We start from the raw sequence: 11,464 nt of genomic DNA, 5'->3' as shown, positions 1-11,464 counted from the left end.
AGAGCGACCTCCTTATGATGGCTAAAGGGCTATGACCCGTGACTACCCCATCTTACTGGAGGCGCTCGTTTTTATGCAAAACGCAAAATTAACGCTCTACAGGAATCCTAACGGGAAGGATAGAGGAACAGACGGTAAGGTTGTTCTCGAACAGAAGAACAAATTAATGATATGATGTTGTAAATGGAACAGGCTAGTCGAGCCTATTTTCTATTTTCGTGAGGGAGTCGATAAATGGGTATGGGAAGTACGAATCAATGGGATGCGGAATGGGAAGTATCAGAAGAATTAGCTCATAAATTAATAAGCAGTCAGTTTCCACAGTTAGCTTCACAAAGCGTACAAAAACTAGGATACGGCTGGGATAATACTGTTTTTCTTGTTGGGGCCGAATATGTATTTCGCTTTCCAAGAAGAGAAGTTGCAATTAATAGTTTAAGGATGGAAGGAAAGGTACTACCTAAGCTTAAAGATTATTGTTCCATTGCATATTCGATACCGCTATTTTTTGGGGAAGGGGATTATAATTATCCTGCGCCTTTCCTAGGCTACCCCTATTTATCAGGAAAGTTTCCAATCGGATTAACTGACAAGCAACGTGCGTTATCAGCAACAACGCTCGCGCAATTTTTAAAAAGCTTACATGCATTCCCTGTGCAAATTGCCCAAGAAAATGGAGTTCAACATGACCACAGAAATTTGATTGATATTGCAATGCGTAAAGAAAAGTTGCATAGATTCATTTCCAACCTTGCCCTTCATTTTAGTGAAGAAGAGTATCGTGAATTATCGAACTATTTGGAACAGCTTGGGACTGAAAAAGTGAACCCCAAAAACGTATTCCTCCATGGAGACCTTCATTTTAAAAATATGCTGGTAGACGAGAATGGAATAGTTTCAGGGATTATCGACTGGGGCGATATCAATATCGGACATCCTGCTTGCGACTTGAATGTCGCGTATAGCTTTTTGCCTCCGGATGCACGTTCAGACTTTTTCAAAGAATATGGGGATGTCGATGAAGAAACGAAGATATTAGCTCGATTAATAGCCATATACATTCCCATTTTGATCATGATGCAGGCAATTGATTATAAAGATGAAAAGTTGGTTGCTGAAGCAAAAGCGATCATAAAACGTGCTCTCGCTGATTAAGAAATGTCATTCCGCTAACGGATACGTTAGTACAATATATTGGCTTTTATTACTTTTGAGCAACATGCTAAAATATATTAGTACCAGTTAACCTCTGAGTCTAATGTGGAGCTTAGAAAGACTTCTATAAAGTATTTGTGGTAACTGGTACGATATTTAGAAGGAATTAGCCCCCTAATAGGCGTATATATAATTGTGCAGTGACCTCTCAGGGAACAACCGCCCAGAATAGGTTTGGAGCCGGCAGGACATCCTCCTGGACTTCTTTAACAGAAATGAGGCGCTCCAAGTTTTTGGCGCTGCACATTTGATGATTATTCAACCTGTCGAAATGACAGGTTTTTTTGCGTAGATTAACAAAGAACTTAACAGAGAAATAAGGAAATTGTTTCCTTATGTCGAAAGAACTTAACAGAAGCCCTTTAAAGTTATTGAGGCGGATTCTCGACCTCTCAGTTTATTTTGGGTACAGCACCGAATCTAAAACCTGACATGCTACATTGGGCCCATTACGGAGCTCTTAAGAAAACTTGGTTAATCTGGTGCAAATGATTCGAATAGGTGATCATAAGTTGGATAATTTTATGCTTACGGATATGAGCATTAATGAAGGTCAAGAAAACTCTAGAGCCTTCTATCCCTTCTATGTTGGAATTGATATCGGTTCGGATTTCCATGTTGCTGCTTGCATTCCTTTTGAAAAGTTCCGCAGTGAGAAGGAATGGAAACGCAGTAAAACAATGAAGTTCAACTCAAATAGCCAAGGAATTACAAAGTTTATCCATGCTTTAGAAGATATTCAGGCACAATTCGGGTATAAACCCCAGGATTTCTTTATATTACTGGAGCCAACTGGTGGACATTATTCATATCTTGTAGTTCGAGTTTTATTAGATCGAGGCTATTCTATATATCAGGTTGAAAATAAAGCTGTAAAAGATTTTCGTGAACGCCAGCTAGGACTTAATGAAAAATCCGATGAAATTAATGCTAGAATCATGACCTATATGGGATGGCACAAAACCCTTCATCCTGATATGCGTTCGGTGCGAATTGTTCGTCCTGCAAGTGCAGAGCAGGTTTTGTACCGCACATTAACTAGGGATCGCTGGTTACTTACTACTCAATTAACGAGACGTAAGAATCAAGTCCAGCAATTATTTTCTGTAACCAATCCTGAACTTAAACGAGCTTTTAAAAAAACCGGGGCGTTAAGTGTCCTCAAATTGGCTCTGAAGTATCCTACATCGCAGGAAATGGCCAAGGTAACTCAGGATGAACTTAGGCAAACTCTAATAACTATTGGTGCAAAAACTACTGCTACGAAAGCCTCTACGACCTTGGCGGAATTGTTACCCAACACATTAGCCTTGAACATTCCACACCTAGCTGAACGGCAAACGTGGCTAATTGAAGAAGCTTTGCGTATAGATGAAGCGATAAAAAGCATGGATAAACAGATTTCCTCCCTGCTTTATGGTGATAAAGAAAAAGGATACAAACCGCATCCTTATACAAAAATACTTATGTCATTCCCTATCATGAGTGAATCTATGGCCTGTACATTTATCGGCGCTATTGGTGATATTGAACGCTTCTCAACATATTTAGAGCTTAAAAAATACCTTGGTGTAGCCGCTGAGAATAAAATCTCGGGCACATCTGTTTTTAAAAGTAGGCAGACATACGAGGGTGTTAGAGATACTCGTAGAGTTCTATTCTTAATGACTTTACTGTTAATATCTCCAAAAATAAGTGAAAATAGTTTTCGTGTTTACTATAAACGATTAGTTGATCGAGGGATGGCGAAGAGAAAAGCAATAGGTCATGTATGCGGTAAGATAGCCCAAGTTTTATACTCATGCCTTAAAAACAACGAACCGTATGATCCGTTCAAACACGCGAGCAAAATGGGAGTAATCCTTAATGGCGATAAAGTAAGATTAAAGATCCCAGCTAATTTAGAAGATTACGAACGCCAAGCGGATGAGTTAGCTGATGACGATGCCTTATAAACGACGTATCGTACACTGCCTTAGTATAGAACATAAATAGCCCATTGCCTTGTAAATTGGAAACTAAGGAACTTCCAGTTTACGGTGATGGGCCCACTGAATTTTTATAAGCACTACACTACATTAGACTCGCCGCAGTGATCGGAAGTCGGTCTATATGCGGTGCAAAAAAACGCCGGTGACCTTAAGCAGGTGACCGGCGTTTCCCTATTAGCTTTTTGGCATTTTGCTTTCATCCATGTACAGCAGGTTCCAGCGGTGACCGTCCAGGTCGGCAAATGCTGCGCCGTACATCCAGCCGTCATTTTCACTAGGCTTGCTAAAGATGCTTCCTCCAGCTAACTCTACTTTTTGAATAAAGGCATCTACTTCGTCTCTGCTTTTAGCGCCAATGGAAAATATGACTTCTGCGCTTTGGGAAGTATCTGCTTTTTTTGAACCTGTAAATTTCTCAAACGCCGCATCCGGGAACAGCAAAATCGTTGTTTGGCCTATGGCAAGCTTGGCTCTCTCGTTACCAACGCTCGCCGCATGGAATCCAATCTCATTGAAAAAGGTAGTTGACCTCTCAACATCTTTGACCGGCAGGTTAATCCAAATCTCCTGTGACATGAGCGTAGCCTCCTGTAATATATTTTAAACTACTCCTACTATACTCTACCTCTGGCAGCAGAAGCGAATCAAGGCTACCGCTGTTTCTATTTTCAATCCAGTCTAATACAACATTTTCAATACACACCAATAAGCTTCGTTATGCTCGGCACAGCTCCGAGTTTTTTATTATATCCGGAAAGATTTTTCGAATAACGGAAAAACAAGGATGTTCATCAAGCTTTTGTTGTAATGATGGATTTATTGCCTGTCTGCATTCATACCTTATTTCATAAGCACATTTCGCCTATGCCACAGTCGGAGCCTGCTGCCATTCAAGAAAGAAGCGGCAGGACATTGCCTAGAAGGAGGGGAACGCATGGCGGTCATGCGTGACATGCTGTTGTATTTGTCCAAAAACCGATTAGCCAATCGGATGGCGCAGCGCTTTGGGCTTCGCCTTGGCGCAGAACGCTTCGTAGCGGGAGAGACGCTTGCCGCAGCGATGAAGAAGGTAGCCGCGCTTAACGAGAGCGGCCTCGTCGTGACGCTTGACCATCTTGGCGAATTTACCCGAAGCGAGCAGGAAGCGAAGGAATCCGCCGAAGAGGTTGTGAAAGGGCTGCAAGCTATTGCGAGCGCCGGGGCCGCCGCCAACGTTTCCGTGAAGCTGACGCAGCTCGGGCTGGATATTTCTTATCCGCTATGCCTTAGCCATATGCGAATGATCGTATCGGAGGCGAAACGGCTGGATAGCTTCGTGCGCATCGATATGGAGGATTACGCCCGCAATGAGCCGTCGATCCAAATGTATGAGCAGCTGCGCGCAGAGTTCGGCCATCATATCGGCATTGTCCTGCAGGCTTATTTATTCAAAACCGAAGCGGATATGGAGCGGCTGAGCATTTTGAAGCCGAACTACCGATTGGTAAAAGGCGCCTACAAAGAGCCGCCAGAGGTCGCTTTCCCTGACAAAGCGGATGTAGATCACAATTTTATCCATCTCATTAAAAAACAGCTGGAAAACGGCCATTATGCCGCTGTCGCAACCCATGATGATGCGATTATTGAATGGGTAAAGGGTTATGTCAAGGAGCAGGCAATACCGATGACGCGGTTTGAATTTCAAATGCTGTACGGCATTCGCACAGCGCTCCAGCAGCAGCTCGTTGAAGAGGGCTACAAGGTGCGGGTCTATGTGCCGTACGGAACAGATTGGTATGGCTACTTTATGCGGCGGCTGGCCGAACGGCCGGAAAATGTCTCTTTTGTGCTCAAATCCATGTTCAAACGATAGGCTGAGCTGAGAAAGAAATAGCCATCAGGCTGGAAAGAGGGATGGTCATGAAGGAGCAGGCTAATACGATTGAGCAGACCGAGCGGCTTGGCGCGCATAACTATCATCCGCTGCCGATTGTCATCGCCAAGGCGGAAGGCGTGTGGGTCGAGGACCCGGATGGAAAGCGTTACATGGATATGCTCAGCGGGTATTCGGCGCTCAATCAAGGGCATCGGCATCCGCGAATTATAGAAGCTTTGAAGAACCAAGCGGATCTGGTCACGCTGACGTCGCGAGCTTTTTATAATGAGCCGTTTGGGGAATTGCTTGCGCTGCTGACAGATTTAACGGGCAAAAATATGCTGCTGCCGATGAATACCGGTGTGGAAGCGGTAGAGACGGCGGTGAAGGCGGCCCGCAGATATGGCTACCGGGTAAAGGGCATTCCGTCGGGCCAAGCGGACATTATTGTGTGCGCCGGCAATTTTCACGGTCGGACGCTGACCGTTACGTCTTTCTCTTCCGAGCTTTCGTATCGGGAAGACTTTGGCCCGTTTACACCGGGCTTCACCATTATTCCCTATGGCGATATTGCGGCGCTGGAAGCGGCCATTACCCCGAATACGGCTGCGTTTCTCGTCGAGCCGATTCAAGGGGAAGCTGGCATCATTATTCCGCCGGAAGGTTATTTGCGCCAGGCTGCCGCTTTGTGCCATCAGCATCAGGTGCTGCTGATGGCAGACGAGATTCAGACGGGGTTTGGCCGTACGGGCAAGCGCTTCGCCTGTGATTGGGAAGCGGTCACGCCGGATGTTTACATTATGGGCAAAGCGCTTGGCGGCGGCGTGCTGCCTGTGTCAGCGGTAGCGGCGGACAGCAGCATTTTGGGCGTGTTTGAGCCGGGCTCGCATGGCTCAACTTTTGGCGGCAATCCGCTGGCGAGCGCCGTAGCAGTCGCAGCGCTCCGTGTAACCGAGGATGAGCGCCTCGCGGAAAGATCGCTGACACTGGGCGAGCGGCTGCTTACCAAGCTGCGCGAAATCAAGCATCACGACATTGTGGAGGTGCGCGGCAGGGGGCTTTTTATTGCGATCGAGCTGAAAGGAGCGGCGCGGCCCTACTGTGAGAAGCTAAAGGAAGCCGGCCTGCTATGCAAGGAAACGCATGAAAAGGTAATCCGGCTTGCGCCGCCGCTGATCATTTCCGAAGACGAGCTGGCATGGGCGGCTCAGCGTATAGCGGATGTTTTTCAAGCGATGTGACCCGACTTATCCAAATCATCTATTTTAAGAGGAGAAGGGTGGAGCTTTCCTATGATTACTTATGTACCGGAGCCATTTACCGATTTTACGATCGAGGCGAACAGCGAGGCGCTTGCAGCAGCAATTAGCCAAGTGCAGCAGCAGCTGGGCCATGTTTATCCGCTTATTATCGGCGGCAGCAGGGTCATGACAGAGGAAATGCAAAGCTCCATCAATCCTTCCAGCACGAGCGAGGTCGTGGGGCGGGTATCGAAGGCAAATGCAGAGCAAGCAGAGCAGGCGATCGCAAGCGCCTATGAGACGTTTAAGTCGTGGTCCAAGGTGCCTGTGGCGCATCGGGCGAGATTGCTGTTTAAGGCAGCAGCAATTTTGCGCCGCCGCAAGCATGAGTTTAACGCCTGGCTCATGATTGAGGCGGGCAAGACGCGCGGGGAAGCAGATGCTGATACGGCGGAAGCGATTGATTTTCTCGAATATTATGCGCGGCAAATGCTGGAGATGAGTGAAACGGTAGCGAAAAAGCTGGTCGTTCGGCGCGGCGAAGATAACGATCTGCAATATATTCCGCTTGGCGTCGGTGTCGTCATTCCGCCGTGGAACTTTCCGCTGGCGATTATGGCGGGCATGACGACGGCGGCGGTAGTGGCGGGCAACACGGTAGTGCTGAAGCCGGCAAGCACAACGCCTGTGATCGCGTACAAGTTCGTCGAGGTGCTGGAGCAGGCGGGCATGCCGGCCGATGTCGTCCAGTTTTTACCGGGGAGCGGCGCGGAAATTGGCGATTTGCTCGTGACGCATCCGCTGACGCGCTTCATTTCCTTCACGGGTTCTCGGGAAGTCGGACTGCGAATATTCGAGCTGTCTGCCAAAACATCGCCGGGCCAAGTTTGGCTAAAACGGTTTGTCGGCGAGCTGGGCGGCAAAGATGCCATCGTTGTTGATAGCGAAGCGGATCTGGAAGCAGCGGCGCAGGCGATTGTCGCTTCGGCATTCAGCTTTTCCGGGCAAAAATGCTCCGCCTGCTCCCGGGCCATCGTCCACGAGGCTGTCTATGACGCGGTATTAAAACGCTGCACCGAGCTGACGGAGGCGCTGACCGTCGGCAATACGGTGGACTTTAGCAACTATACAGGGCCAGTCATTGATTCGAATGCGTACCGCAAAATTTGCGAATATATCGAAACGGGCAGCAAGGAAGGGAGGCTTGTGACCGGAGGGCAAAAGGCGGAAGGCGATGGCTATTTCATTCAGCCTACGATTATTGCTGATCTCAAGCCTGATGCTGTACTGATGCAGGAGGAGGTTTTTGGCCCGGTGCTCGGCTTCTGCAAAGCTTCATCTTATGAAGAGGCGCTTGAGATTGCCAACAACACGGAATATGGACTCACAGGTGCGGTATTTTCGACGAACCGCGTTAAGCTGGAGCTGGCGCGCGAGCAGTTCCATGTCGGCAATCTTTATTTTAATCGAAAATGTACAGGAGCCATCGTCGGTGTCCATCCTTTCGGCGGCTTCAATATGTCGGGAACGGATTCCAAAGCCGGGGGGCCGGATTATTTGCTGCAATTTACACAGCTTAAGCTGATTTCGGAGCAGCTGTAAATAGCTGAAGCAGGTGATAATCAAGCCCAGCAGGTAAAGGAGGATGGCTTATGCTGCCGATTAGCCAAACGGATATTTCAATTATCGGTGTCCCGATTGATCTGGGGGCAGACCGCCGCGGCGTCGATATGGGCCCAAGTGCCATTCGCTGCGCGGGTATTGAGCAGAAGCTGGAGCAGCTCGGCTATATGGTGCATGATTTGGGCGATGTGGCTGTGCGCCGCCCTGCATCGCGTCCCGAACCAGGCGAGAAGCTGAAATATGTAGATGAGCTCGTTAGAGTCAATAGCAAGCTGGCGGACAAAACGGCCGAGGAGCTGGGGAAAGGGCGGTTTCCGCTTATTTTGGGCGGCGACCACAGCATTGCCATTGGCACGATAAAAGGGGTGCAGCGCCATATTCCGCGCCTTGGCGTGTTATGGTTCGATGCGCATTGTGATGCCAACACAGCGGATACTACGCCGTCGGGCAATATTCACGGCATGTCGCTGGCGGTTAGTCTCGGCTATGGCAGCCGGCGCCTGCTTGGAGTAGGAGGCGCCGGTGGCAAACGCGAGCCGATCCGTCCGGAGGATGTCGTCATTATCGGGGCCCGCTCGATTGATCCGGGCGAGAAGGCTTTGCTGCGCAAGCTTGGCGTCCGCGTCTATACGATGCATGATATTGATCGGCGAGGCATGGACCAGGTAATGGAGGAAGCGCTTGAGCGGCTTGCGGCAGCAGATGGCGTCCATTTGAGCTTCGATTTGGACGGTCTTGACCCGAATGATGCCCCGGGTGTCGGTACGCCAATTATCGGCGGAGTCAGCTATCGGGAAAGCCATCTTGCGATGGAGATGCTGGCCGAATCGAAGCGGCTTGTATCCGCGGAGTTTGTTGAGGTGAATCCGGTACTCGATTACCGCAACAAAACAGCTCATACAGCAGTCGAGCTGATCGGTTCTGTTTTCGGTGAGCAAATTATGTAGCTCGGCAGCAAGTCCGGCATAAACAGCAGAAACACAAGGAGGCTGCTTCCGTGTCCAGTAGCCATCTGGCAGCGGAAGCCGCCTCCTTGTGATGATTATCGTTATTCTTATAGACATTAAGTGTAGGGTCATACAATCATGTAGGCGCATCTGAGGTGTATGGATAGAGTACAATTAATGAGTTGAATGCCTCTTCCGCAGTGCTTGCTGCTGCGTATCCCGAGCTGGTGGAGCCAAGCATCGCCGGCCATTCCGTTAATGGAATAAGCCGATTGTAGCTTCGGCACTTGCGTATTTTTGCTGGAAATTATGTGCTGAACCGTCCATAATAGAAGGACTGGATTATGCATTTTATATGATAAAGCGATAGATATCGATGGCTACAGGTGGAATGAAGGCTGGCTGGATGGTCGAAAGGGCGGCGTCTGATCAGCAGACAGGAGGGAAGCATAGTGGTAGCGGGTTCAATTAAATCGATCAATATTGGGATGCCTCAGCAGGTACCCTATTTGAAGAAAGAGGTTTTAACGGGCATTCATAAGCATCCTGTCCAGGATGCTGTTAAGCTTACTGCCGTCTGCTTCGAGGGAGACGGCCAAGCGGATTTGGTCCATCATGGCGGGGAGGATAAGGCGGTGTGCGTGTATCCTTTTGAGCATTATGCCTATTGGGAGACGCAGGGCTTGCCGATGAGCTTCGGCGCCTTTGGCGAAAATCTTACGACGCAGGGCATCGTTGAGGAGAATATCCATATTGGCGATACGTTCCAGCTTGGGACGGCAATTGTGCAGGCAAGCCAGCCTCGTCAGCCCTGCTTCAAGCTGTCCGTCAAATACGGCTTGCCCGAGCTTCCGCTGCAGGTGCAGCAGACCGGCTATACCGGGTATTATTTTCGAGTGCTCAAGGAAGGTGTCGTTTCGCCTTCGGACTCTTTAATATGCATAAGCAAGCATCCGGCAGCGTTGTCGATTTCTTACGCGAATCAAATTATGCATGTGGAGAAAACGAATCAGGAGGGCATGGAGCGGCTGCTTGCCGCGCCAGAGCTGTCCAGCAGTTGGAGGGCGACTTTCACAAAACGTCTGGCCGGGCTGGAGACGGATACAACGGAGCGGCTATCGGGCCAAGCGGCGAATAAGCAAGCCGATTAAGTTGAACGATTGACTAGGGTATGCATGCTATATAGCAAAGCAATCAAAAACGAGGAGGTAGACCTGCATGACCCATTTATTGTGGCAGGAAGATAAAGTGACGACCGCGGAAGAGCTGAGAAGCATGATGACCGAGCCTTCCGAAGCCGTCGTGAAAAAAACGATTTCCATTATCGATCCGCATGCCGCCAATTACTTGTCGATGTCGCCGCTCTTTTTTCTAGCGACCTCGAATGCCGCTGGTGTAGGCGATGTTTCCCCGCGCGGGGATGAGGCTGGCTTTGTAAAGGTGCTTAATGAGAAGCAAATCGCATTCCCGGATCGTCCGGGCAATAGAAGAATGGACTCCTTGCTGAATGTGATTGACAATCCGCAAATCGGCATGATTTTTATTATTCCGGGGCTTGATGAAGTGATGCGGGTGAATGGACGTGCGAGCATTACGCGTAATGAAGCGTTTATCAGCAGCATGGAGTGGAACGGCAAGACGAGCGGCCTTGCCGTTGTCGTTGAAGTCGAGGAATGTTTCATCCACTGCCCGCGGGCGTTCAAGCAGGCCGGATTATGGTCGCATGAGCAGTGGCCTTCCAAGGAGCAGCTGCCATCCGTTCAAGATTTGTTTAAAGCCCATCTTGAAATTAATGGCTTCCCGTTAAAAAAATAATTTTAGACAACAAAGGCAGGTACAGTCATGCAATTATCTGAAATGCAAAAGCATGTGAAGGAATTCAGCCTTGCTCATGGGTTTGACGAATCAACGATTGAGCAAAGGGCGCTTTATTTAGTTACGGAGGTGGGGGAGACGGTTAAAGAGCTGCTGCATCTTTCCTACCACCCCGACCATGAGAAAAAGGAAGAAATCAAAGACCGTTTGGGCCTGGAGATGTACGATATCGTGTGGAATATTTGCGACCTTGCCAATAAGCTGGATATTGACTTGGAGCAAGCTTTTTCGAAAAAGATGGAAATCAATAAGACCCGCACCTGGTAAGGGCAGTCCGGTATTTCTAAGGATTCGGATAAGTTTCTTTAAGAAACTGGATGGACTGGTGGATTAACGCTTTTAAGACGTCCGTATCAATGTCGGCAACTTTATTGATGTAGACGCATGCCTTGCCGGCTGTATGCTTTCCGAGCTGCTGCAACAGCACCTCTCGCTGCGTGTCGCCTGTGGCAAAATACAGGCTGATCTTGGCTTTTCTAGGTGAAAAGCCAACTAGAGGTGCCTCCCCAGCATGTCCCGATTCATATTTATAGTGATACGATCCGAAGCCGATAATGCTAGGCCCCCACATTTTTGCGGGAAGCCCCGTTGATTCCGTAAAGAGGTCGAGCAGCTTATAAGCGTCTTCCCGTTTTTTAATATTTTCGACTTCTTCGATAAATGCGATGACGCTGTTGCCGGTTTCCTTCGTTTTCAGCTCATACATGTTGAAATGCC

11 protein-coding genes are annotated in these 11,464 nt (G+C 48.6%); 9 read left to right on the top strand and 2 right to left on the bottom strand.

Translation table 11 applies throughout. The features are described 5' to 3' along the window. Positions 1 to 240: 240 nt before the first annotated feature. Positions 241 to 1,155 carry a phosphotransferase gene (locus AC50X8_RS03740; RefSeq protein WP_430164622.1) on the top strand — a complete coding sequence of 305 codons (915 nt, stop codon included), beginning with the start codon at positions 241 to 243 and terminating at the stop codon, positions 1,153 to 1,155. Between the two features lie 557 nt (positions 1,156 to 1,712). Then, entirely contained in the window at positions 1,713 to 3,170 is a 1,458-nt protein-coding gene (locus AC50X8_RS03735) for an IS110 family transposase (protein ID WP_063892707.1), read from the top strand. A 210-nt stretch (positions 3,171 to 3,380) separates the two neighbouring features. Here the strand turns inward: AC50X8_RS03735 and AC50X8_RS03730 are convergent, their stop codons facing one another. Beyond that, complete coding sequence (locus tag AC50X8_RS03730; RefSeq protein WP_056043101.1) at positions 3,381 to 3,782, bottom strand: VOC family protein; 402 nt, start codon at positions 3,780 to 3,782, stop codon at positions 3,381 to 3,383. 358 nt (positions 3,783 to 4,140) lie between these two features. On the opposite strand from AC50X8_RS03730, the gene AC50X8_RS03725 reads away from it, so the two are divergent. From AC50X8_RS03725 to AC50X8_RS03695, 7 genes are all read left to right on the top strand, one after another. Then, entirely contained in the window at positions 4,141 to 5,058 is a 918-nt protein-coding gene (locus AC50X8_RS03725) for a proline dehydrogenase family protein (RefSeq protein ID WP_056043105.1), read from the top strand. 47 nt (positions 5,059 to 5,105) lie between these two features. Next, the gene (locus AC50X8_RS03720; RefSeq protein ID WP_056043107.1) at positions 5,106 to 6,302 is read left to right on the top strand and encodes an ornithine--oxo-acid transaminase; all 1,197 of its coding nucleotides are present in this window, start codon (positions 5,106 to 5,108) and stop codon (positions 6,300 to 6,302) included. Positions 6,303 to 6,353: 51 nt separating this feature from the next. Then, positions 6,354 to 7,904, top strand: a complete 1,551-nt coding sequence (pruA, locus tag AC50X8_RS03715; protein WP_494878650.1) for an L-glutamate gamma-semialdehyde dehydrogenase — start codon at positions 6,354 to 6,356, stop codon at positions 7,902 to 7,904. 50 nt (positions 7,905 to 7,954) lie between these two features. Further along, positions 7,955 to 8,872 carry an arginase gene (gene rocF / locus AC50X8_RS03710; RefSeq protein ID WP_494878648.1) on the top strand — a complete coding sequence of 306 codons (918 nt, stop codon included), beginning with the start codon at positions 7,955 to 7,957 and terminating at the stop codon, positions 8,870 to 8,872. A gap of 452 nt (positions 8,873 to 9,324) precedes the next feature. Further along, entirely contained in the window at positions 9,325 to 10,023 is a 699-nt protein-coding gene (locus AC50X8_RS03705) for an MOSC domain-containing protein (protein ID WP_494878646.1), read from the top strand. A gap of 67 nt (positions 10,024 to 10,090) precedes the next feature. Next, the gene (locus AC50X8_RS03700; protein WP_494878644.1) at positions 10,091 to 10,687 is read left to right on the top strand and encodes an MSMEG_1061 family FMN-dependent PPOX-type flavoprotein; all 597 of its coding nucleotides are present in this window, start codon (positions 10,091 to 10,093) and stop codon (positions 10,685 to 10,687) included. Positions 10,688 to 10,714: 27 nt separating this feature from the next. Next, the gene (locus AC50X8_RS03695) at positions 10,715 to 11,014 is read left to right on the top strand and encodes a MazG nucleotide pyrophosphohydrolase domain-containing protein (protein WP_494878640.1); all 300 of its coding nucleotides are present in this window, start codon (positions 10,715 to 10,717) and stop codon (positions 11,012 to 11,014) included. Between the two features lie 16 nt (positions 11,015 to 11,030). Here the strand turns inward: AC50X8_RS03695 and AC50X8_RS03690 are convergent, their stop codons facing one another. Beyond that, positions 11,031 to 11,453 carry a DUF1801 domain-containing protein gene (locus AC50X8_RS03690; RefSeq protein WP_494878635.1) on the bottom strand — a complete coding sequence of 141 codons (423 nt, stop codon included), beginning with the start codon at positions 11,451 to 11,453 and terminating at the stop codon, positions 11,031 to 11,033. Positions 11,454 to 11,464 lie beyond the last annotated feature (11 nt).

It is taken from the genome of Paenibacillus sp. JT22N15, assembly GCF_059383755.1.
This window is presented reverse-complemented; position numbering and strand designations above follow the sequence as displayed.